Consider the following 21,646-nt stretch of genomic DNA (forward strand, 5'->3'; position numbering starts at 1 on the left):
AGTGCTGCGCTAAAATATTTATTCATAACTTGTTCATTTCATTGGCACGGTTCATCATATTGGTATAAACCGTATTACGAATCCTTACGCATACCAGCGACAGTTTTTTATTAATTTCGGTGAGCATAACTTCGGAAGCGTTATCATCAACCAGAGATTTATTCGATTCGTAAATTTTATAGTTTTTATTAATATTCTCAAATTGCTTACGGTAGGTCTCGTAGGCCGCCGGGTCGAGCTTTTGCAGCGCAGAAAACTCCTGATAGCACTGCACCTCCTGCTTACGTTCGGCAGGGGCTTTGGCTATAGGCGTAGTCACCGGTTTAGAACTGCAGGCAGACAGCAGAATAGCGGAAAAAAGAATCGCGGAGCCAGCAAAATAAACTTTCATAAATCCCTCTTAATTATATTCTATTCCATGAAATATTAACGCATCAATAATTACAGTGAATGAGCGTTAAGGTTTCATCCATAGATATAATATATATAAATAACTATCATGCGTTAGCTGCAATAATAAAGAGAAAGAGAGGATTGCACAACGAGTGACAGGCTTTTAGGAATTTATTAATAGAGTAATATTACCCGGCATACTCCTTGCGAAGAGCCGGGTAATTTGCTAGATGTGCAGTTCCTGCAACTTCTCTTTTGGCAGCGCCAGTTCGTCATTGCTGTTGACGCGAACGTCACGCTCAAGGATGTGGCGGGCAATATCCTGGGCTTCTTCCAGAGAGTGCATCTGATATGTACCGCACTGGTAAACGTTGAGCTCCGGGATCTGGTTCTGCTCTTTAACTTTCAGCACATCTTCCATCGCCGCTTTCCACGCATCTGCGACGCGGGTCTCTTCCGGCACCCCAATCAGGCTCATGTAGAACCCGGTACGGCAACCCATAGGCGAGATATCGATGATCTCAACGCCGTTACCGTTCAGGTGATCGCGCATGAAGCCGGCAAACAGGTGCTCCAGGGTGTGAATGCCTTTTTCCGGCATCACTTCTTTATTCGGTACGCAGAAACGCAGGTCGAATACCGTGATCGTATCGCCGTGCGGGGTATGCATGGTCTTCGCAACGCGTACAGCAGGTGCTTCCATACGGGTATGGTCGACAGTAAAGCTATCTAATAACGGCATACGTCACCTCCGATAGTGATTTTTTTTTAAAAAAAATGAACTCTTCTTTTCAACGCGCGTCTGAGTATATGAAAGACGCGCATTTGTTATCATCATCCCTGTTCTTCAGAGATGTTATTTTGGCCACAGCGATGTGGCCTTTTTCTTTTCTGTCAGGTCTGTTTCGCCAGAAACTCAGCAAACGACTCTGTATCCGCCGCCTCAATCTCACGCTGACGCACCGTTGACGCTTCGCGTTCAGCAGCGAACTCAGCTTCGGTAAGCACCTCCAGCGGTTCCTGCAGCAGCATATCGCGATACTCCGCCGCAAGTGCACGACCGGTCCCGCCGATGCCCCGATCAATCATAGAACGCAGAATGCGTGCCGAGAACGTTAGCTCAGGATTATCAAAACTTTCGACCAGCTGATCGCAAACCAGCTGATACGCATCGCCACCATAAACGCTGTCCAGTGTCTGGGCGACGCGTTTGAGATCGCGGAACAGATCTTTACCCACCTGTTGCAGCGGGAACTGTGCCGTCTGGCAACCTATGCCCAGCGTCAGGCCAGGTTTACGCCCTTCAAGGATCACCCGGTTCCAGTTCGTGCGGGTGCAGAGCAGTTCGTCAGCACTCATTTCCGGCGCATCGGCCAGCACGCACCAGACCATAAACAGATCCAGGAAGCGTACCTGCTGCTCGTCCACGCCGATAGGCGAGAACGGGTTGATATCCAGGGAGCGCACTTCGATGTACTCAATCCCACCGCGCTGTAACGCATCCGATGGTGTTTCTCCGCTGCGCGTGACGCGTTTCGGACGGATAGGCGCGTACAGTTCGTTTTCAATCTGTAAAACGTTACTGTTGATTTGCAGGCGCTTACCGTCTTTCTCAAGACCGATCTTTTCGTAGGTTTCCGACGGGGTTTTGATCGCCCGCTTCAATCCTGCCACATACTCGTGCAGATCGTTAAACGTAATACCGAGATTGCTTTGCGACTTATTGGTATAACCCAGGTCGCTGAGACGCAGGGAGGTGGCATATGGCAGGTAGTACATACCGCAGTCGGTTTTCTCAAACGGCAGCGTGGTCGGTTTGCCCTGCAGGAAAGAGGAGCAAATCGCCGGAGAAGCCCCAAACAGATACGGGATGACCCAGCCGAAGCGATAGTAGTTACGAATCAGGCGGAAATAGCCTGCGGAGATCGCCTCTTTATCTGTTTCGCCGCACTTCGCCTGCCAGAATGCCATCGGCAAGGAGAAGTTATAGTGCACGCCAGAGATCGTCTGCATCAGCGCGCCATAGCGATTTTTTAATCCTTCGCGATAGAGCGTTTTCAGACGACCGATATTGGACGTGCCGTACTGCGCCAGTTCAATATCCTGCCCCTGCGCGATATAGCACGGCATACTCAGCGGCCACATCCGCTCATCACCCAGATTACGGGCGCTGTAGCGGTGAATGTCACGCATGATTTTCAGCATGTGGTCAATTTCGCCGTCGACCGGCGTAATAAACTCAAGCAGTGCTTCGGCGAAATCAGTAGTGATCCATTTATGGGTCAGCGCCGAACCCAACGCCTGTGGATGGCCTGTCGTTGCGAGACTGCCATCTGCGTTAACGCGCAGCGTTTCGCGCTCAAGACCGCGCTGAATACCCTTCAGTGCCTGAGGGTGGTTTTCCAGCCAGGCCAGTGCCTGTGATACGTCCGGGATCAATTCGACCTCCCGCCTGTCAAAATCATTTCATTTAGCATAATTGTAATGGTTTCTGGTCACAAACAGTCCAATTAGTGCCACCACGTCATGCCCTGCAAAGTTGCAACCGCTACAAGAATGTAGCGCAATGCCTTGCCAAGGCATAAAAAAAAGAGCACAGGCCCCCAGGAGATGCGCATCCATCCCGCCAGCAGGCACAGTAAATCACCGATTACCGGCATCCAGCTTAGTAAAAGCGTGGCAGCGCCATAGCGTTTTAGCCAGCCGACTGCCTTTTCCTGCCAGCGCGATTTTTTGCGTAGCGGAAAGAATCGCCCAAGAATAACGTTAGTCAGCCCTCCAAGGCTATTACCCATTGTTGCTATTAACACGAGTAACCACGGCTGACTGACACCGGACAAGAGCATCGCCACCAGTACCACCTCGGAATTTCCGGGCAGGATCGTGGCGCTTAAAAAACTGCTGGCGAATAATGAGGCGAGTGACAGTGTGTCACTCACAGTAAGCGAACATCCACCGCGGCCATACCGGCATCACGTGCTGCCTGGATACCAAAATCGGCATCTTCAAACACGACACACTTCGCGGGTGGTACGCCCATCAGCTCTGCACAAAGCAGAAAGGTGTCAGGTGCAGGCTTGTGGTTTTTAACGTGATCGGCCGCGACCACGGCAGAGAAATAGTGGCGCAGGTTAAGGTGGTTGAGCAGTGCTTCAGCGATAGCGCTTTCACTGCCCGTACCGACGGACATGGGACGTCGCCCGTGCCACGCCTTCACTACGTCGATTAAGGGCAAAGGACGCACAGTGTCCAGCAGCATGGCTTTTACTGCATCGGTTTTTTCACGCGCGAGCAGGTGCGGGTCGAGATCGGCCTGATTCAGTTCAATCACGGCCTGCGCAATACGCCAGGTTGGAGATCCGTTGAGGGCTATCATCGCCTGTAAGTCGAAACGCATACCATAACGACCCAGGACTTCAGTCCATGCCTGGCGATGCGTTGGCTCAGTGTCGAGGATGGTGCCATCCATATCGAAAATCAAACCGTCATACTGTGCGTACATCGTGCTCTCGCGAAAGGATTACAAAGCGTTACTTTATCGTAAACAAGGGATTTTGTCGCTGACAGAGAAGATGATTGCTGACGAAACGTCGAAGGAATAAACAATGAGGGAGAAGATGGTGCATCCGGGAGGATTACTCGGCGTTGCCTCGCCCTCCGGGTCGTTGCTGAAGCAACGTTATCCTCCCTGATGCTGACGATTGATTCGCAGACCATGAAACAACAGCCTGGCTGTTATCTCTGAGAAGATGGTGCATCCGGGAGGATTCGAACCTCCGACCGCTCGGTTCGTAGCCGAGTACTCTATCCAGCTGAGCTACGGATGCATCGGGATTTACTACTGTACTACTCGATACCACATATCATTTCGAAATCGACATGCAATAAAAGATGGTGCATCCGGGAGGATTACTCGGCTGCGCCTCACCCTTCGGGCCGTTGCTGAAGCAACGTTATCCTCCCTGGTACTGGCGATTAACTCGCAGACCTTGAAACAACAGCTTCGCTGTTATCTCGGAGAATATGGTGCATCCGGGAGGATTCGAACCTCCGACCGCTCGGTTCGTAGCCGAGTACTCTATCCAGCTGAGCTACGGATGCATCGGGATACTGCTTTGAGATGTAGTAAATGGTGCATCCGGGAGGATTACTCGGCTGCGCCTCACCCTTCGGGCCGTTGCTGAAGCAACGTTATCCTCCCTGGTGCTGGCGATTAACTCGCAGACCTTGAAACAACAGCTTCGCTGTTATCTCGGAGAATATGGTGCATCCGGGAGGATTCGAACCTCCGACCGCTCGGTTCGTAGCCGAGTACTCTATCCAGCTGAGCTACGGATGCATCGGGATTTACTACTGTACTGCTCGATATTCATATCACTTCTAAAGCAATATGAAGTAATAGATGGTGCATCCGGGAGGATTCGAACCTCCGACCGCTCGGTTCGTAGCCGAGTACTCTATCCAGCTGAGCTACGGATGCAAAATGGCGGTGAGGCGGGGATTCGAACCCCGGATGCAGCTTTTGACCGCATACTCCCTTAGCAGGGGAGCGCCTTCAGCCTCTCGGCCACCTCACCACACAACGCCTCTTTCGAGTGCTCCGAGTAACTCGCTAAGAGCTTCTCGTCGCTGCGTGGCGCATATATTACTTTCTGGGACTTATAAGTCAAACAATTTTCCACAAGCTTTTATCGTTTGCACAATTCACAGGCAATTCGGACGTAAAACCTGCAAAGAGAGTGTTTTATAAACGTATTTTGCCCCTCTTTCTACACTCTTCTGCATGGAGAACGGTAGATTTTGGCGAAGTAAAAGAGATGAGAGTGGTCAAAAACAGAGCGAACGAAACAGAACGGTAACTTTAAGGAAGGAGAATGTCAGGAGGGGTGCGTCTCGCCAGAGAGCGAGACGCGATAATATCAGTAACTTGACTGCTGGGATTTTTCAGCCTGGATACGCTGGTAGATCTCTTCACGATGAACAGAGACTTCTTTAGGGGCGTTCACACCAATACGTACCTGGTTACCCTTTACCCCTAAAACTGTCACGGTGACCTCATCCCCAATCATGAGGGTCTCACCAACTCGACGAGTCAGAATCAGCATTCTTTGCTCCTTGAAAGATTAAAAGAGTCGGGTCTCTTGTATCCCGGCATTATCCATCATATAACGCCAAAAAGTAAGCGATGACAAACACGTAATGTGTAGGTAGTCACGGCATCACAATCTGTTAAACGTAAGTTTAGCCGATATACACAAACTCAACCTGACTTTATCATTATGGATAGCGTAGAGCGCAGTACGCCATAACGGTGTCGTTATGGCGTCTGATTACGCTTTGTAATTATTACAGTTTCGAATTTACCCAGCTTTCTACACTGGCCAGTGCTGCCGGGAGGGCCGCAGCGTCCGTACCACCGGCTTGCGCCATGTCAGGACGACCACCGCCTTTACCGCCCACTTGCTGAGCGACCATACCAATCAGCTCCCCTGCTTTCACACGGTCGATCACGTCCTTAGATACGCCCGCAATCAGAGAAACCTTACCTTCCGCTACCGTTGCCAGAACGATAACCGTTGAACCGAGCTGGTTCTTCAGATCGTCGACCATGGTACGAAGCATTTTCGGCTCAACGCCCGTCAGCTCGCTGACCAGCAGTTTAACGCCTTTAATTTCAACCGCTTTGCTGGAGAGGTTTGCGCTCTCCGCAACCGCAGCCTGCTCTTTCAGCTGCTGGAGTTCTTTTTCCAGTTGGCGGGTACGTTCCATCACGCTGCGCACTTTCTCGCCCAGGTTCTGGCTGTCGCCCTTCAGCAGCTGCGCGATGTCGTGCAGCTGATCGCTCTCAGCATGCAGGCTGGCAATCGCGCCTTCACCGGTGACCGCTTCGATACGACGAACGCCTGCCGCGGTACCGGATTCGGACACGATGCGGAACAGACCGATGTCGCCCGTACGGCTGGCGTGCGTACCACCACACAGCTCGGTGGAGAAGTCACCCATGCTCAGCACACGTACACGGTCGTCATACTTCTCACCGAACAGGGCCATTGCGCCTTTGTTCTTCGCCGCCTCGAGGTCCATGATGTTGGTTTCGATCGGCAGGTTACGACGGATCTGAGCGTTAACCAGATCTTCCACCGCGCGGATTTCTGCCGGTTTCATCGCTTCAAAATGGGAGAAGTCGAAACGCAGCACTTTGTCATTTACCAGGGAGCCTTTCTGGGCAACGTGCGTACCCAGAACCTGGCGCAGCGCGGCGTGCATCAGGTGCGTCGCGGAGTGGTTCAGACGAATACGTGCGCGGCGCGCTTCGTCAACGATAGCCTGAACGCCCTCGCCCACTTTCAGTTCGCCGGATGCCAGCGTCCCCTGGTGGCCGATTGCCTGACCATATTTCTGCGTGTCGCTGACGGCAAAGCTGAAACCATTGCCTTTCAGTTCGCCTTTATCACCCACCTGGCCGCCTGATTCCGCGTAGAACGGCGTCTTGTCCAGAACCACAACGGCAGTCTGGCCCGCGCTGATGCTCTCCACGGCTTTGCCGTCAACAAACAGGGCTGTTACTGTGCCGTTGGTTTCCAGATGCTCGTAACCTTCAAATTCGCTGCTGCCATCAACGCGGATCATGGCGTTGTAATCGGCGCCGAACCCGCTGGATTCACGCGCACGACGGCGCTGCTCTTCCATTGCCGCTTCGAAGCCCGCTTCGTCAACTTTAATGTTGCGCTCGCGGCAAACATCAGCCGTCAGGTCAACCGGGAAACCATAGGTGTCGTACAGACGGAAGGCGGTTTCACCATCCAGAGTGTCGCCTTTCAGCTTCGACAGCTCGTCGTCCAGCAGGGTCAGGCCACGTTCCAGCGTACGGGCAAACTGCTCTTCTTCGGTTTTCAGAACCTGCTCAACCTGCGCCTGCTGACGTTTCAGCTCTTCGCCCGCTGCGCCCATAACGCCAATCAGCGGCCCCACCAGCTTATAGAAGAAGGTATCTTTCGCGCCCAGCATGTTGCCGTGGCGGATCGCGCGGCGAATGATACGGCGCAGCACGTAGCCGCGGTTTTCATTCGATGGGATCACGCCGTCAGCAATCAGGAATGCACAGGAGCGGATGTGGTCGGCAATCACGCGCAGGGATTTGTTGCTCAGGTCGGTCGCGCCAGTCACGTCGGCAACGGACTTAATCAGAGTGCTGAACAGATCGATGTCGTAGTTGGAGTTAACGTGCTGCAGTACTGCGGCAATACGCTCCAGACCCATACCGGTATCTACGGATGGCTTCGGCAGTGGCTCCATGGTGCCGTCGATCTGACGGTTGAACTGCATGAAGACGATGTTCCAGATCTCGATGTAACGGTCGCCGTCTTCTTCTGCGCTGCCAGGAGGGCCGCCCCAGATGTGGTCGCCGTGATCGTAGAAGATTTCGGTGCAAGGACCGCACGGACCGGTATCGCCCATCTGCCAGAAGTTGTCAGACGCGTACGGGGCGCCTTTGTTATCGCCGATGCGAATAATACGTTCGCGCGGGATACCCACCTCTTTTTCCCAGATTTCATAGGCTTCATCGTCGGTTTCGTAGACGGTAACCCACAGGCGCTCTTTCGGCAGGTTGAACCAGTTTTCACCGGTCAGCAGTTCCCATGCGTACTGGATAGCGTCATGTTTGAAATAGTCGCCAAAGCTGAAGTTACCCAGCATCTCGAAGAAGGTGTGGTGACGTGCGGTATAACCGACGTTTTCCAGATCGTTATGTTTACCACCCGCACGTACACAACGCTGTGAGGTGGTCGCGCGGGAATAATTACGCTTGTCGAGACCAAGGAAGACATCCTTGAACTGGTTCATCCCGGCGTTGGTAAAAAGTAAAGTTGGATCGTTGTTCGGTACCAGGGAGCTGCTGGCAACAACCTGATGTCCCTTACTATGGAAAAAATCGAGAAACGCCTGTCGGATCTCAGCGGTGCTCTTGCTCATAATTATCCTGAAATCAAGCTAACGAAATGTCACAGCGGGTCACTACGCAACCGTTGTTGGACGGACCAGCTACTGTAAAAAGTGGGAATAAGATAAGTTTTCTTTGGAGGGAAGTAAAATCCCGCATGCGTTCAATCGGTAAAATTACGCCAGATATCCTGTATATCCTCCATCAGGAAACCGCGGTAGAGCAAAAAGCGCTGGATTTTGACTTTTTCTGAAAATTCACGCGGCAGCGGTTCGCCGTATTTTCGCACCGCCTGTTCCCGCGCCAGTTCGCACCAGTCAATCTCGCATTCACGCATCGCGCGTTCTGTGATTTCCCGTGGGATACCTTTCTGATTAAGCTCCTGGCGGATACGCGCCGGGCCATAACCTTTACGGCTGCGGCTGGCGATAAAGCGAGAGACGAAGCGGCTATCGTCCAGATAGTTATGCTCGTAACACCAGGCAATAACGCGGTCATAATCTTCCGCGGTCGCGTCGATTTGTTCCGGGCCGTTTTTGCTCATGACCGGCGCCATGAGTTTGCGGCGCAGCTCCTGTTCGCTATGGTCGCGCACGCTCAGTATGCGTACTGCGCGATCAAGCAGACGGTTCCAGGCGGGGCGTCGGGGGGATGATTCACTCATAAAGCACCTGCTGAAAAACAAATGCAAAAAAGGGCCGCAATCGCAGCCCTTTTATTACATCAAGTGATTAGAAATCTTCGTTGGTTTCTTCTACGTCTGCGTCATCCGCAGTGAAGTCTGGCTTAGCATCCTGATTGTTGAGAAGCAGATCGCGTACCTTCTTCTCAATCTCTTTCGCTGCTGCCGGGTTCTCTTTCAGCCAGGAGATAGCATTCGCTTTACCCTGACCAATCTTGTCGCCGTTGTAGCTGTACCAGGCGCCCGCTTTCTCAATCAGCTTCTCTTTCACGCCGAGGTCAACCAGTTCGCCGTAGAAGTTGATGCCTTCGCCGTAGAGGATCTGGAATTCAGCCTGTTTGAACGGTGCAGCGATTTTGTTCTTAACCACTTTCACACGCGTTTCGCTACCCACCACGTTCTCACCGTCTTTAACGGCACCGATACGGCGGATATCCAGACGCACGGAGGCGTAGAATTTCAGCGCGTTACCACCGGTGGTGGTTTCCGGGTTACCGAACATCACACCGATCTTCATACGGATCTGGTTGATGAAGATCAGCAGCGTGTTGGACTGCTTCAGGTTACCGGCCAGCTTACGCATCGCCTGGCTCATCATACGTGCCGCGAGGCCCATGTGAGAGTCACCGATTTCGCCTTCGATTTCTGCTTTTGGCGTCAGCGCCGCTACGGAGTCGACGATGATTACGTCAACTGCGCCAGAGCGCGCCAGTGCGTCACAGATTTCCAGTGCCTGCTCACCGGTATCCGGCTGCGAGCAGAGCAGGTTGTCGATATCAACACCCAGTTTACGTGCGTAAACCGGATCCAGCGCGTGCTCAGCATCGATAAAGGCACAGGTTTTGCCCTCGCGCTGTGCAGCAGCCACAACCTGTAAGGTCAGGGTGGTTTTACCGGAGGATTCTGGCCCGTAGATCTCTACGATACGACCCATAGGCAGGCCGCCAGCACCCAGTGCAATATCCAGAGAAAGCGAACCGGTGGAGATAGTTTCTACATCCATGGAACGATCTTCACCCAGGCGCATGATGGAACCTTTACCGAATTGCTTTTCGATCTGGCCCAGTGCTGCCGCCAACGCTTTCTGTTTGTTTTCGTCGATAGCCATTTTTTCCTCTCATGCCGGGTGAAACAACTGCGCTTCACCTTGGATTTCTGTTCTGTTGCAGCAATTATACTGTATGCTCATACAGTATCAAGTGTTTTGTAGAAAATGTTGCCAGAGCGTTTTTAACGCATAAACGGTGGCCTGACGACGCACGCTTTCACGGTCGCCGCTAAAGCATTCCCGGCGGGTAATCCCCTCCCCTTGGGCCGTCGCAAAGCCAAACCACACTGTTCCAACAGGCTTTTCCTCGCTGCCACCGTCCGGCCCGGCGATGCCGCTAATAGAGATAGCATAGTCCGCCCGGGCAGCACGCAGGGCGCCAATCGCCATTTCAATGACCACCGGTTCACTCACCGCGCCGTGCTCGATGAGCGTGGGCTCACGAACCCCAATCATCTGCGCTTTCGCTTCATTACTGTAGGTGACAAAACCGCGTTCAAACCAGGCGGAACTGCCCGCGATATCGGTGATAGCTTTCGCCACCCAGCCACCGGTACAGGACTCAGCCGTGGTGACCGTGGCACCGCGCTGTTTCAGCGCCTGCCCTACCCTCTCACTGAGCTGCATTAATTCATGGTCACTCATCTCGTTTTGTCTCCATAAAAACGTGCAGCACAAGATAGCACTTTAGTCGGTAGATATGAGGATGAGGTGGCGCTTTTACGAGGGGGATTCAGAAAAAATAAACGTAGCCATCCGGCCAGGAGTGAAACGTGAGTGGCGTAAGCCACCCACGTTTTCAGGCGTTAACTGAACGGCGAGGCCGCCCTCGCCTGGGCCACCGCCAGCCCCAGCTGCCAGACCGCCATCGCATAGTGCGTACTGTGGTTGTAGCGGGTGATGGTGTAGAAGTTCGGCAGGCCGTACCAGTACTGATAACCGGTGCCAATATCCAGACGTAGCAGGCTCACCTGCTGATTGCCGTTCAGCGGCTGCTGCGGCGTGAGGCCGGCAGAGGTCAGCTGTGCCGCGCTGTAGCGGGTTTTAAAGCCGTTCTCCAGCCCCGGTGCCTGGCCGTTAGCCATAACCGCGACCGGCTGGCCTGGCGTCCAGCCATGCTCTTTAAAGTAGTTGGCAACGCTGCCAATGGCATCTTCAGGATCCCACAGGTTGATGTGCCCGTCCCCATTGAAATCGACCGCATACTGCTTATAGGAGGAGGGCATAAACTGGCCGTAGCCCATCGCCCCGGCAAAGGAGCCTTTCAGATCCAGCGGGTCGTCCTGCTCGTCACGGGCCATCAGCAGGAAGGTTTCCAGCTCAGAGGAGAAGTATTCCGCCCGGCGCGGGTAGTTAAAGGAGAGGGTCGCCAGCGCATCAAGAATGCGGGTTTTTCCCATCACCCGGCCCCAGCGGGTCTCCACGCCGATAATCCCGACGATGATCTCCGGCGGCACGCCGTAAACCTGCTGGGCACGGGTCAGTGCATCCTGATACTGATTCCAGAACGCCACGCCATTCTGCACGTTGTCCGGGGTAATAAACTGCTTGCGATAGCGCAGCCATGCGCCGTTCGGTCCGGCCGGAGGCTGGGTGGTCGGCGCCTGACGATCCATCAGTCGCAATACATAATCCAGACGTTTCGCCTGGGAGAGGATCTCCTGTAGCTGGGCTTTGTTAAAGCCGTGCTTGCTCACCATTTTGTCGATGAACTGCTCCGCCGCAGGGTTATTGGCAAAGTCGCCCCCCATCTGCATCACATTATGCTGAGGCTCCAGCAGGAAGCCGCCGGAAGGGGCGCCTGCCGTTTGCTGGACCTCTTCGGTCTTCGGTTTACTACTGCATGCGGAGAGCAGAATAAGCGCAGGGAGTAGCGCTGCGTAACGACGCTTGAACATGACACATCCATTCACGAATTCGATAAGTGGCAAGTATGGTAAAGCATCCGGGACACCTCAAGGAAGGGGCGCACACGCACCCGGCAAAATCTTTACGCTGCCTAAAGGTAAATTCAGTCTCTTCTTCACCACGCCGCCGTCACCTTTCTTATTATCTTTCAAAATAATCACTTTTTCTTTCATTGTGGGATCTATTTAACACTTTAAAGCCTTTCAAAGTGATTATTATTACTCCGCCAGAGCGAACATACCCTACAGGAGAAAATAATGATAGAAATCATCACCCATGGCGCCGAGTGGTTTATCGGGCTGTTTCAGAAAGGTGGCGAAGTCTTTACCAGCATGGTCACCGGCATTCTGCCGTTGCTGATCAGCCTGCTGGTGATCATGAATGCGCTGATCAACTTTATCGGCCAGCAGCGGATTGAAAAGCTGGCCCAGCGCTGCGCAGGTAACCCCCTTTCCCGCTATCTGCTGCTGCCCTGCATTGGCACCTTTGTGTTTTGTAACCCCATGACCCTGAGCCTCGGGCGCTTTATGCCCGAACGCTACAAGCCGAGCTACTACGCGGCAGCATCCTACAGCTGCCACTCCATGAACGGCCTGTTCCCGCATATCAACCCGGGCGAGCTGTTTGTCTATCTGGGGATCGCCAGCGGCCTGACCACCCTCGGCCTGCCGCTCGGCCCGCTGGCGGTGAGCTACCTGGTGGTCGGCCTGGTGACTAACTTCTTCCGCGGCTGGGTGACCGATCTCACCACCGCCATTTTCGAAAAGAAGATGGGCATTCAGCTTGAACAGAACGTCCAGCTTAAGGGAGCCACAGCATGAGCCGGATCCGCATTGAAAAAGGCACGGGTGGCTGGGGCGGCCCGCTGGAGTTCGACGCCACCGAAGGCAAAAAAATCGTCTACATCACCGCGGGCACCCGCCCGGCTATCGTCGACAAGCTGCGCGAACTCACCGGCTGGGAAGCGATGGACGGCTTTAAAGAGGGCGAGCCGCCGGAAGCGGAGATCGGCGTGGCGGTGATCGACTGCGGCGGCACCCTGCGCTGCGGCATCTACCCGAAACGGCGCATTCCCACCGTCAATATTCATTCGACGGGGAAATCCGGCCCGCTGGCGCAGCATATCGTGGAGGACATTTACGTCTCAGGCGTAAAAGAAGAGAACATCACGCTGGTAGACGGGGCTGCACCAGCCAAAAAGCACGCGCCGCGCGAATATGACACCAGCAAGAAGATCACCGAGCAGAGCGACGGTCTGCTGGCAAAAGTCGGGATGGGAATGGGCTCTGCGGTTGCGGTCCTGTTCCAGTCCGGGCGCGACACCATCGATACGGTGCTGAAAACCATCCTGCCGTTCATGGCCTTCGTCTCGGCGCTGATCGGCATCATCATGGCCTCCGGGCTGGGGGACTGGATCGCCCACGGCCTGGCTCCGCTGGCCAGTCATCCGCTCGGGCTGGTGACCCTGGCGCTGATCTGCTCCTTCCCGCTGCTGTCGCCGTTCCTCGGTCCCGGCGCGGTCATCGCCCAGGTCATTGGCGTACTGATTGGCGTGCAGATTGGGCTGGGCAATATTCCCCCGCACCTCGCCCTGCCCGCGCTGTTCGCCATTAATGCCCAGGCCGCCTGTGACTTTATCCCGGTGGGGCTGTCGCTGGCTGAAGCGCGCCAGGAGACCGTACGCGTCGGCGTCCCTTCGGTGCTGGTAAGCCGCTTCCTGACTGGTGCGCCAACGGTGCTGATCGCCTGGTTCGTCTCCGGCTTTATTTATCAATAAGAGGAATTCCTGATGACCGTGATTTACCAGACCACCATTACCCGCATCGGCCAGAGCGCCCCGGATGCGCTGAGCGACCAGATGCTGATCACCTTTCGTGAAGGGGCCCCGGCAGATATTGAGGAATTCTGTTTTATCCACTGCCACGGGGAGCTCAATGGCGAACTGAAGGTCGGAAGCGAGCTGGAGCTGGGCGAAACGCGCTATGCCGTCACCGCCGTGGGCGACGTGGCCGAACAAAACCTGCGCGAGCTGGGCCACATCACCCTGCGTTTCGATGGTCGGCTCCAGGCGGAGTACCCCGGCACGGTTCACGTGGCGGGCCCGGTTCCACAGGCTGTTACCCCAGGCTGCACATTAAAATTTGTTGCGTAATTAAGGAGAGAAATATGAGTCAGGTTGCCGTTGTCATTGGTGGAGGACAAACCTTAGGGGAGTTCCTCTGCCGTGGGCTTGCCGCAGAGGGTTACCGCGTGGCGGTAGTCGATATCCAGAGTGAAAAGGCCGCCCGCGTGGCGGACGCCATTAATACCGAATTCGGTAACGGGATGGCCTGGGGATTTGGCGCTGACGCCACCAGCGAGCAGAGCGTGCTGGCTCTCGCCCGCGGCGTGGACGAGATTTTTGGCCGCACCGATCTGCTGGTCTACAGCGCCGGGATCGCCAAAGCGGCATTTATCAGCGATGTGGAGCTGGGGGATTTCGACCGTTCATTGCAGGTGAACCTGGTGGGCTATTTCCTCTGCGCCCGGGAGTTCTCGCGCCTGATGATCCGCGACGGCATTGCCGGGCGCATCATTCAGATCAACTCCAAATCCGGCAAGGTGGGCAGCAAGCACAACTCCGGCTACAGCGCGGCCAAGTTCGGCGGCGTGGGGCTGACGCAGTCCCTGGCGCTGGATCTGGCGGAATATGGCATTACCGTGCATTCCCTGATGCTCGGCAACCTGCTGAAATCGCCGATGTTCCAGTCCCTGCTGCCGCAGTACGCCACCAAACTTGGCATTAATGAGGATCAGGTGGAGCAATACTACATCGATAAAGTGCCGCTGAAGCGCGGCTGCGACTATCAGGACGTGCTGAATATGCTGCTGTTTTATGCCAGCCCGAAAGCCTCTTACTGCACCGGGCAGTCGATCAATGTCACCGGTGGGCAGGTGATGTTCTGAGTTCATTCCCCGGGGGCGCTGCGCTTACCGGGGCTACAAACCCCGAACCCCAGGCCGGGCAAGCGTATCGCCGCCCGGCCATAGCACAGGAGCTAAACATGGTCACCACCCTGATCACCGTCGCTGTTATCGCCTGGCTGTGCCAGCTGGCACTCGGCGGCTGGCAAATCCATCGTTTTAACCGCGCCTTTGACGCCCTTTGCCAGAAAGGGCGCGTGGGCGTGGGCCGCTCCGGCGGTCGCTTTAAGCCGCGGGTGATTGTCGCCATTGCGCTGGATGATAACCACCGGGTCTGTGACTCCTTGATGATGCGTGGGCTGACGGTCTTTGCCCGACCGGTGAAAATTGCAGCGATTAACGGCACCGCGTTGCAGGAATTAGAGCCCGATGTGATCTTTCCCAATGATTCGCTCTGTCAAGATGCACTATCATTAGCGCTTAAATTGAAACATGGATAATTTCGTTGTGAACGTTATAAGCTTGCGAAATTATCATTTCGCAACCTAAGGAACTCAACGCCTATGAAACCCCGCCAGCGGCAGGCGGCCATACTCGACCATTTGCAAAAACAGGGAAAATGTTCGGTTGAGGATCTGGCCCACTACTTTGATACCACCGGCACCACAATCCGCAAGGATCTGGTGATCCTGGAAAACGCCGGGGCGGTGATCCGCACCTATGGCGGCGTGGTGCTGAATAAAGACGAGGCCGACCCGCCTATCGATCACAAGACGCTCATCAACACCCATCAGAAGGCGTTAATCGCTGACGCCGCGGTAAAATTTATCCATGACGGCGACTCCATTATCCTCGATGCGGGCAGCACGGTTCTGCAGATGGTGCCAATGCTGAGCCGCTTCAATAACATCACGGTGATGACCAACAGCCTGCATATCGTCAACGCCCTTTCCGAATTCGACAATGAACAAACCATCCTGATGCCCGGCGGCACCTTCCGCAAAAAGTCGGCCTCGTTTCACGGCCAGCTTGCGGAGAACGCCTTCGACCATTTCAGCTTCGACCGCCTGTTTATGGGCACCGACGGCATCGACCTCAACGCGGGCGTCACCACCTTCAATGAAGTGTTCAGCGTCAGTAAAGCGATGTGCAATGCCGCCAGGGAGGTGATCCTGATGGCGGACTCGTCAAAGTTTGGCCGTAAAAGCCCGAATATTGTCTGTAGCCTGGAGAGCGTCGATAAGCTGATTACCGACGCGGGCATCGATCCGGCGTTTAAGAAAGCGCTGGAAGAGAAAGGAATCGACGTGATTGTAACCGGAGAGCGTGATGAGTGATTTTCTGTTAAACGCGGGTCGCCAGACCCTGATGCTGGAACTGCAGGAGGCCAGCCGCCTGCCGGACCGTCTGGGGGAAGATTTTGTTCGCGCAGCCAATACCATTATTCACTGCGACGGGAAGGTGATCGTCTCGGGCATCGGCAAATCCGGGCATATCGGCAAGAAGATTGCCGCGACCCTTGCCAGCACCGGCACCCCCGCCTTTTTTGTCCACCCTGCTGAAGCCCTGCACGGCGATCTGGGGATGATTGAGAGTCGCGACGTGCTGCTCTTTATCTCCTACTCCGGCTCGGCAAAAGAGCTGGATTTGATCCTCCCGCGTTTGCAGGAAAAATCGGTGGCGCTGCTGGCGATGACCGGCAAGTCCCGCTCGCCGCTGGCGCTGGCCGCCAACGCTACGCTGGATATTTCGGTGGAGCGCGAAGCCTGTCCGATGCACCTTGCGCCGACCTCCAGCACCGTCAACACGCTGATGATGGGCGATGCGCTGGCGATGGCGGTGATGCAGGCCCGCGGGTTTAATGAAGAGGATTTTGCCCGCTCGCACCCGGCAGGCGCTCTGGGAGCACGCCTGCTGAATAAAGTGCACCACCTGATGCGCACCGACGAGGCTATCCCGCAGGTGAAACTGAATACCAGCGTGATGGACGCGATGCTGGAGCTGAGCCGTACCGGACTGGGGCTGGTGGCGGTCTGTGATGATGTCCAGCAGGTCAAAGGGGTCTTCACCGACGGCGACCTGCGCCGCTGGCTGGTGAGCGGCGGCAAACTGGAGATTGCCGTCAGCAACGCCATGACCGCCGGTGGCCTGACGCTGAATGCCGACAGCCGCGCCATTGAAGCCAAAGAGCTCTTGATGAAGCGCAAAATCACCGCCGCGCCGGTGGTGGATAGCCATGGCCGCCTGTGCGGTGCCATCAACCTGCAGGATTTCTACCAGGCAGGCATTCTCTAACCCTTAAGACCCAGACGTTTCGCCAGCCGGTGCAGGTTGGCGACGTCCGTCTCCAGCGCCCTCGCGCTCGCCGCCCAGTTGCGGCTGTTCTGCTCCAGCGCCCGGACAATCATCTGGCGCTGAAACGCCTCCGTCGCCTCACGCAGGTTCTGATTCTCAACGCGCGGCGTCTCCGGCGTCACCACGGGTGTGCTCTCATCATGCAGAGCAAAGTGCTGCGCGTGGATCACCACTTCATCCCCTGCCCGCGCCGCCCGGGCCAGTACTACCGCCCGGTGAATGGCATGTTCCAGTTCGCGCACGTTGCCCGGCCAGGCGTAGCTCAGCAGATGCGCCCGGGCGCCGGGGCTTAGCACCACCCGGGATAACCCCATCCGCAACCGGCACTGTTCACAGAAATAGCCTGCCAGCAGTACCACATCTTCGCCACGCTCGCGCAGCGGCGGCACCGAAAGCGGAAACACACTCAGGCGGTGGTACAGATCGGCGCGGAAGTTCCCGGCCAGCACCTCTTCACGCAGATCGCGGTTGGTGGCGGCCAGCACCCGCACGTCGACCCGCAGGCTGCGGTCATCGCCCACCCGCTGGATATCGCCATACTGCAATACGCGCAGCAGCTTAGCCTGCAGCGCCAGCGACAGCTCGCCAATCTCATCCAGGAACAGCGTGCCGTTATCGGCCATCTCAAACTTGCCGCTGCGGTTGCTGATGGCCCCGGTAAACGCCCCTTTGACGTGACCAAAGAGCTCGCTCTCCGCCACGCTTTCCGGCAGCGCGGCACAGTTGAGATAGACCAGCGGATTCACCGCCCGGGGAGAAGCCTGGTGAATGGCTTTGGCCACCAGCTCTTTACCGGTGCCGGTCTCCCCTTCGATCAGCACGTTCAGGTCGGAGGCGGCGACAATCTCAATCTCTTTTTTCAGGCTCATCATGCCCGGCGAGAGGCCAATCATCTCGGTGCTTTTTACCTGCTCAAACCCCGTCGGGCGGGTGGAGAGGGTGTTCTGGCTCTCGAGCTGCTCAATCAGCAGGGCATTATTCAGCGCCCCGGCGGCCAGGGCGGCAATCAGCCTCAACTCTTCGTCGCTGAAGGTGTCGAACTGGTCCGGCGACATGCCATCGAGGGTCAGCGCGCCAATCAGGTTCTGCCCGGCAAACAGCGGCAGGCCGATACAGGCGTGCACCTTCAGACTCTCCTGACCGGGGATCAACCCGTCGTAGGGATCGGGCAGGTCGCTGTCGGCCGGGAAGCGCACCACATCCCCGGCGCGGGCGATGGTCTCCAGCCGCGGATGGCCTTCAAGGGTGAAGCGCCGCCCCAGCACATCCTGCGCCAGCCCGTCGATCGCCAGCGGGATAAACTGCCGCCCTTCGTAGCGCAGCAGCGCCGACGCATCGCACTCCAGCACGTGACGCAGGGTGGAGATCAGCCGCTGAAAGCGATCCTGATGGCCGATGCCGCTCTGCAATTCAATGGCGATTTTCGCCAGCACCTCTACAGAAAAACTCATTCTCGCCTCGTTGTCATTTTGACAATACGCAGTGTCATATTGACTATACCAGACACAGTCAAATTGACTACCACAAGAGTGCGGTTATTTTTAAAACCATTAAAAATTAATAACTTAAAAAGTTGGCACGCACCCTGCACTAGGCATGACATCTTTCATTTAATTGCGCTGTATTAAGTTGAGGTTGCTATGTCTATTCTGGTTAAAAACAATATTCATTGGGTTGGTCAACGTGACTGGGAAGTACGTGATTTTCACGGAACGGAGTACAAAACGCTGCGCGGCAGCAGCTATAACAGCTATCTCATCCGGGAAGAGAAAAACGTCCTGATCGATACCGTCGATCATAAATTCAGCCGCGAGTTCGTGCAGAACCTGCGCAGTGAAATCGACCTGGCCGATATCGACTACATCATCATTAACCATGCGGAAGAGGACCATGCCGGGGCGCTGACCGAGCTGATGTCCTGCATCCCGGACACCCCGATCTACTGCACCACCAACGCCATCGACTCCATCACCGGCCATCACCACCATCCGGAGTGGAACTTCAACGTGGTGAAAACCGGCGACTCTCTGGATATCGGCAACGGCAAACAGCTGATCTTCGTGGAAACCCCAATGCTGCACTGGCCGGACAGCATGATGACCTACATGACCGGCGACGCGGTGCTCTTCAGTAACGACGCCTTCGGCCAGCACTACTGCGACGAACGTCTGTTCAATGACGAAGTGGATCAGGCCGAACTCTTTGAGCAGTGCCAGCGCTACTACGCCAACATCCTCACCCCGTTCAGCCGTCTGGTGACGCCAAAAATCACCGAGATCCTCGGCTTTAACCTGCCGGTGGATATGATTGCCACCTCTCACGGTGTGGTATGGCGTGATAACCCTACGCAGATCGTCGAGCTGTACCTGAAATGGGCGGCGGATTATCAGGAAGACCGCATCACCATTTTCTACGACACCATGTCCAACAATACCCGCATGATGGCCGACGCCATCGCCCAGGGCATTAATGAAGTTGACCCGAACGTGGCGGTGAAAATCTTTAACGTCGCCCGCAGCGATAAAAACGACATTCTCACGAACGTCTTCCGCTCAAAAGGCGTGCTGGTGGGTACCTCCACCATGAACAACGTGATGATGCCGAAAATTGCCGGCCTGGTGGAAGAGATGACCGGCCTGCGCTTCCGTAACAAACGTGCCAGCGCCTTTGGCTCCCACGGCTGGAGCGGCGGCGCGGTAGATCGTCTCTCCACCCGCCTGCAGGATGCCGGTTTTGAGATGTCCATGAGCCTGAAGGCCAAATGGCGCCCGGATCTCGATGCGCTGGAAGTCTGCCGTCAGCATGGTCGCGATATTGCCCGTCAGTGGGCGCTCGCTCCGCTGCCTGAAGCCAGCGTGAAACCTGCCGCTCAGGCGGAAGAAAGCGCCAGCGTCGAAGAGACCACCGCCGACCTCGGCCCCTGCATGCAGTGCAGCGTATGCCAGTGGATCTACGATCCAACCCTCGGCGAGCCGCTGCAGGACGTCGCGCCAGGTACCCCGTGGAGCGACGTGCCGGACAACTTCCTCTGCCCGGAATGTTCCCTTGGTAAAGATGTATTTGAAGAACTGGCATCGGAGGCAAAATGAGCCACGGTATCGTCATCATCGGCTCGGGCTTCTCCGCCCGCCAGCTGGTGAAAAACATCCGTAAACAGGATGCGAACGTCCCGCTGACGCTTATTGCAGCGGACAGCATGGATGAGTACAACAAGCCAGACTTAAGCCACGTTATCAGTCAGCGCCAGCAGGCCGACGACCTCACCCGCCAGACGGCGGGAGAGTTTGCCGAACAGTTTAACCTGCGCCTGTTTCCCTACACCTGGGTCACCGACATCGACGCCGCAGCCCACGTGGTCAAAGGGAAAGACAAGCAGTGGTCCTATGACAAACTGGTGCTGGCAACCGGAGCCTCGGCCTTTGTGCCGCCGGTTGCAGGCCGCGAGCTGATGCTGACCCTGAACAGCCAGACGGAGTACCGGGCCTGCGAAAGCACCCTGCGTGACGCCCGACGGGTGATGATTGTTGGCGCAGGTCTTATCGGCAGCGAACTGGCGATGGATTTTTGCCGGGCCGGGAAAGAGGTCACCCTGGTTGACCATTCCGCCAGCATTCTCTCAGCGCTGATGCCCGCCGAAGTGAGCAGTCGCTTACAACACCGGCTGACCGATATGGGGGTGCATCTGCTGCTGAAATCCCAGCTGCAAAGCCTGACCCAAACCGACACTGGGATCTGCGCCCTGCTGGATCGGGATCGCTGCCTTGAAGTCGATGTGGTGATTGCCGCCACTGGCCTGCGCCCGGAAATCGGGCTGGCACAGCGGGCCGGTGCAGAAACAGATCGCGGGGTAAAGGTCGACAGCTATCTGCAAACCACCCGGCCCGATATTTATGCTCTGGGCGACTGCGCCGAAATTAACGGTCAGGTGCTGCCGTTCCTGCAGCCGATCCAGTTAAGCGCCATGTATCTGGCGAAGAATCTGCTCGGGGCCAGTACGCCACTGAAACTGCCTGCGATGCTGGTGAAGGTCAAAACGCCGGAACTGCCGCTGCACCTGGCAGGCGAAACCCAGCGCCAGGATTTGAACTGGCAGATCGCCATCGAAGCCCAGGGGATGGTGGCGAAAGGGGCCGACAACGAGGGCAATCTGCGCGCCTTTGTGGTCAGCGAAGATCGTATGAAGGAGGCCTTCGCCCTGCTGAAAGCCTTACCTGTTTAACCCTCAAACTCTTGTTCTACTCGTTGTATGCTTGTCAGATTTTGCCTTTCGCAGCCCCGGTGCCCGGGGCTTTTTTAATGCGGAACAGTGATGAAACCGCGTCAGGTTTTAAGCCTGTTTTCCGGCCTACACTGTTGCGCTACTCCTTCACCGGAGACGACACATGGCAAACTTCACCCAGGAAATAACCTGGCT

Annotated in this window: 22 protein-coding genes and 5 tRNA genes; 9 read left to right on the forward strand and 18 right to left on the reverse strand. The window is 55.8% G+C overall.

The genetic code is table 11. The annotated features are described in order from the left end of the window. Positions 1-22 precede the first annotated feature (22 nt). The 17 genes from GNG29_RS18005 to GNG29_RS23460 form a co-directional block, all read right to left on the reverse strand. The gene (locus GNG29_RS18005; protein WP_103180874.1) at positions 23-391 is read right to left on the reverse strand and encodes a hypothetical protein; all 369 of its coding nucleotides are present in this window, start codon (positions 389-391) and stop codon (positions 23-25) included. A 228-nt stretch (positions 392-619) separates the two neighbouring features. Then, the gene (gene luxS / locus GNG29_RS18010) at positions 620-1,135 is read right to left on the reverse strand and encodes an S-ribosylhomocysteine lyase (protein WP_103180875.1); all 516 of its coding nucleotides are present in this window, start codon (positions 1,133-1,135) and stop codon (positions 620-622) included. A 152-nt stretch (positions 1,136-1,287) separates the two neighbouring features. Next, positions 1,288-2,832, reverse strand: coding sequence for a glutamate--cysteine ligase (gshA, locus tag GNG29_RS18015; protein ID WP_156655148.1), 1,545 nt, complete (start codon positions 2,830-2,832; stop codon positions 1,288-1,290). Positions 2,833-2,903: 71 nt separating this feature from the next. Further along, entirely contained in the window at positions 2,904-3,332 is a 429-nt protein-coding gene (locus GNG29_RS18020; RefSeq protein WP_103180877.1) for a YqaA family protein, read from the reverse strand. Beyond that, a complete protein-coding gene (gene yqaB / locus GNG29_RS18025) occupies positions 3,329-3,895 on the reverse strand; it encodes a fructose-1-phosphate/6-phosphogluconate phosphatase (protein ID WP_156655149.1) in 567 nt (188 codons plus the stop codon). Before yqaB ends, GNG29_RS18020 begins: the two co-directional genes overlap by 4 nt. Positions 3,896-4,143: 248 nt before the next feature. Further along, a tRNA-Arg gene (locus GNG29_RS18030) sits at positions 4,144-4,220 on the reverse strand. Between the two features lie 197 nt (positions 4,221-4,417). Then, positions 4,418-4,494, reverse strand: a tRNA-Arg gene (locus GNG29_RS18035). Between the two features lie 161 nt (positions 4,495-4,655). Next, positions 4,656-4,732 (reverse strand) — tRNA-Arg (locus tag GNG29_RS18040). A 64-nt stretch (positions 4,733-4,796) separates the two neighbouring features. Then, positions 4,797-4,873, reverse strand: a tRNA-Arg gene (locus GNG29_RS18045). Positions 4,874-4,877: 4 nt separating this feature from the next. After that, positions 4,878-4,970 (reverse strand) — tRNA-Ser (locus tag GNG29_RS18050). Between the two features lie 342 nt (positions 4,971-5,312). Continuing rightward, positions 5,313-5,498 (reverse strand): carbon storage regulator CsrA, encoded by a 186-nt coding sequence (gene csrA / locus GNG29_RS18055; protein ID WP_000906486.1) that lies wholly within the window; start codon positions 5,496-5,498, stop codon positions 5,313-5,315. Positions 5,499-5,739: 241 nt separating this feature from the next. Next, positions 5,740-8,367 (reverse strand): alanine--tRNA ligase, encoded by a 2,628-nt coding sequence (gene alaS / locus GNG29_RS18060; protein WP_156655150.1) that lies wholly within the window; start codon positions 8,365-8,367, stop codon positions 5,740-5,742. A 131-nt stretch (positions 8,368-8,498) separates the two neighbouring features. Next, positions 8,499-8,999, reverse strand: a complete 501-nt coding sequence (gene recX, locus GNG29_RS18065) for a recombination regulator RecX (protein WP_103180880.1) — start codon at positions 8,997-8,999, stop codon at positions 8,499-8,501. Between the two features lie 67 nt (positions 9,000-9,066). Beyond that, a complete protein-coding gene (gene recA, locus GNG29_RS18070) occupies positions 9,067-10,125 on the reverse strand; it encodes a recombinase RecA (RefSeq protein WP_103180881.1) in 1,059 nt (352 codons plus the stop codon). 87 nt (positions 10,126-10,212) lie between these two features. Further along, positions 10,213-10,710, reverse strand: coding sequence for a nicotinamide-nucleotide amidase (gene pncC, locus GNG29_RS18075; protein WP_103180882.1), 498 nt, complete (start codon positions 10,708-10,710; stop codon positions 10,213-10,215). 161 nt (positions 10,711-10,871) lie between these two features. Further along, on the reverse strand, positions 10,872-11,963 hold the full coding sequence (gene mltB / locus GNG29_RS18080; RefSeq protein WP_156655151.1) for a lytic murein transglycosylase B: 1,092 nt from the start codon (positions 11,961-11,963) through the stop codon (positions 10,872-10,874). A 57-nt stretch (positions 11,964-12,020) separates the two neighbouring features. Next, positions 12,021-12,146, reverse strand: coding sequence for a hypothetical protein (locus tag GNG29_RS23460; RefSeq protein ID WP_259935559.1), 126 nt, complete (start codon positions 12,144-12,146; stop codon positions 12,021-12,023). Between the two features lie 84 nt (positions 12,147-12,230). Between GNG29_RS23460 and GNG29_RS18085 the strand changes: the two genes are divergently transcribed. From GNG29_RS18085 to gutQ, 7 genes are all read left to right on the forward strand, one after another. After that, a complete protein-coding gene (locus GNG29_RS18085) occupies positions 12,231-12,794 on the forward strand; it encodes a PTS glucitol/sorbitol transporter subunit IIC (RefSeq protein WP_103180884.1) in 564 nt (187 codons plus the stop codon). Next, positions 12,791-13,750, forward strand: a complete 960-nt coding sequence (locus GNG29_RS18090; RefSeq protein ID WP_103180885.1) for a PTS glucitol/sorbitol transporter subunit IIB — start codon at positions 12,791-12,793, stop codon at positions 13,748-13,750. The genes GNG29_RS18085 and GNG29_RS18090 overlap by 4 nt, the downstream gene beginning before the upstream one ends. 12 nt (positions 13,751-13,762) lie before the next feature. Next, positions 13,763-14,125 (forward strand): PTS glucitol/sorbitol transporter subunit IIA, encoded by a 363-nt coding sequence (gene srlB / locus GNG29_RS18095; protein WP_103180886.1) that lies wholly within the window; start codon positions 13,763-13,765, stop codon positions 14,123-14,125. A 14-nt stretch (positions 14,126-14,139) separates the two neighbouring features. Further along, positions 14,140-14,919 carry a sorbitol-6-phosphate dehydrogenase gene (gene srlD, locus GNG29_RS18100; protein WP_103180887.1) on the forward strand — a complete coding sequence of 260 codons (780 nt, stop codon included), beginning with the start codon at positions 14,140-14,142 and terminating at the stop codon, positions 14,917-14,919. A 98-nt stretch (positions 14,920-15,017) separates the two neighbouring features. Beyond that, entirely contained in the window at positions 15,018-15,377 is a 360-nt protein-coding gene (gene gutM / locus GNG29_RS18105) for a transcriptional regulator GutM (protein ID WP_103180888.1), read from the forward strand. 63 nt (positions 15,378-15,440) lie between these two features. Continuing rightward, on the forward strand, positions 15,441-16,214 hold the full coding sequence (locus GNG29_RS18110) for a DNA-binding transcriptional repressor (protein ID WP_103180889.1): 774 nt from the start codon (positions 15,441-15,443) through the stop codon (positions 16,212-16,214). Continuing rightward, the gene (gene gutQ / locus GNG29_RS18115; protein ID WP_103180890.1) at positions 16,207-17,172 is read left to right on the forward strand and encodes an arabinose-5-phosphate isomerase GutQ; all 966 of its coding nucleotides are present in this window, start codon (positions 16,207-16,209) and stop codon (positions 17,170-17,172) included. Before GNG29_RS18110 ends, gutQ begins: the two co-directional genes overlap by 8 nt. Here the strand turns inward: gutQ and norR are convergent. Beyond that, complete coding sequence (gene norR, locus GNG29_RS18120; protein ID WP_103180891.1) at positions 17,169-18,683, reverse strand: nitric oxide reductase transcriptional regulator NorR; 1,515 nt, start codon at positions 18,681-18,683, stop codon at positions 17,169-17,171. The two genes, gutQ and norR, sit on opposite strands and share 4 nt — an antisense overlap. A 189-nt stretch (positions 18,684-18,872) precedes the next feature. Between norR and norV the strand changes: the two genes are divergently transcribed. After that, the gene (norV, locus tag GNG29_RS18125; protein ID WP_156655152.1) at positions 18,873-20,321 is read left to right on the forward strand and encodes an anaerobic nitric oxide reductase flavorubredoxin; all 1,449 of its coding nucleotides are present in this window, start codon (positions 18,873-18,875) and stop codon (positions 20,319-20,321) included. Continuing rightward, entirely contained in the window at positions 20,318-21,451 is a 1,134-nt protein-coding gene (gene norW, locus GNG29_RS18130) for an NADH:flavorubredoxin reductase NorW (protein WP_156655153.1), read from the forward strand. The genes norV and norW overlap by 4 nt, the downstream gene beginning before the upstream one ends. Positions 21,452-21,646 lie beyond the last annotated feature (195 nt).

It is taken from the genome of Leclercia sp. Colony189, assembly GCF_009740165.1.
GTDB lineage: Bacteria > Pseudomonadota > Gammaproteobacteria > Enterobacterales > Enterobacteriaceae > Enterobacter.

Coding starts and splice junctions, on each gene's coding strand:
- mltB (WP_156655151.1), bottom strand. CDS start 11,963: ATGTTCAAGCGTCGTTACGCAGCGCTACTCCCTGCGCTTATTCTGCTC.
- GNG29_RS18085 (WP_103180884.1), top strand. CDS start 12,231: ATGATAGAAATCATCACCCATGGCGCCGAGTGGTTTATCGGGCTGTTT.
- GNG29_RS18110 (WP_103180889.1), top strand. CDS start 15,441: ATGAAACCCCGCCAGCGGCAGGCGGCCATACTCGACCATTTGCAAAAA.
- GNG29_RS18005 (WP_103180874.1), bottom strand. CDS start 391: ATGAAAGTTTATTTTGCTGGCTCCGCGATTCTTTTTTCCGCTATTCTG.
- recX (WP_103180880.1), bottom strand. CDS start 8,999: ATGAGTGAATCATCCCCCCGACGCCCCGCCTGGAACCGTCTGCTTGAT.
- GNG29_RS23460 (WP_259935559.1), bottom strand. CDS start 12,146: ATGAAAGAAAAAGTGATTATTTTGAAAGATAATAAGAAAGGTGACGGC.
- luxS (WP_103180875.1), bottom strand. CDS start 1,135: ATGCCGTTATTAGATAGCTTTACTGTCGACCATACCCGTATGGAAGCA.
- GNG29_RS18090 (WP_103180885.1), top strand. CDS start 12,791: ATGAGCCGGATCCGCATTGAAAAAGGCACGGGTGGCTGGGGCGGCCCG.
- srlD (WP_103180887.1), top strand. CDS start 14,140: ATGAGTCAGGTTGCCGTTGTCATTGGTGGAGGACAAACCTTAGGGGAG.
- pncC (WP_103180882.1), bottom strand. CDS start 10,710: ATGAGTGACCATGAATTAATGCAGCTCAGTGAGAGGGTAGGGCAGGCG.
- alaS (WP_156655150.1), bottom strand. CDS start 8,367: ATGAGCAAGAGCACCGCTGAGATCCGACAGGCGTTTCTCGATTTTTTC.
- gutQ (WP_103180890.1), top strand. CDS start 16,207: ATGAGTGATTTTCTGTTAAACGCGGGTCGCCAGACCCTGATGCTGGAA.
- norW (WP_156655153.1), top strand. CDS start 20,318: ATGAGCCACGGTATCGTCATCATCGGCTCGGGCTTCTCCGCCCGCCAG.
- srlB (WP_103180886.1), top strand. CDS start 13,763: ATGACCGTGATTTACCAGACCACCATTACCCGCATCGGCCAGAGCGCC.
- norV (WP_156655152.1), top strand. CDS start 18,873: ATGTCTATTCTGGTTAAAAACAATATTCATTGGGTTGGTCAACGTGAC.
- csrA (WP_000906486.1), bottom strand. CDS start 5,498: ATGCTGATTCTGACTCGTCGAGTTGGTGAGACCCTCATGATTGGGGAT.
- gutM (WP_103180888.1), top strand. CDS start 15,018: ATGGTCACCACCCTGATCACCGTCGCTGTTATCGCCTGGCTGTGCCAG.
- yqaB (WP_156655149.1), bottom strand. CDS start 3,895: ATGTACGCACAGTATGACGGTTTGATTTTCGATATGGATGGCACCATC.
- norR (WP_103180891.1), bottom strand. CDS start 18,683: ATGAGTTTTTCTGTAGAGGTGCTGGCGAAAATCGCCATTGAATTGCAG.
- recA (WP_103180881.1), bottom strand. CDS start 10,125: ATGGCTATCGACGAAAACAAACAGAAAGCGTTGGCGGCAGCACTGGGC.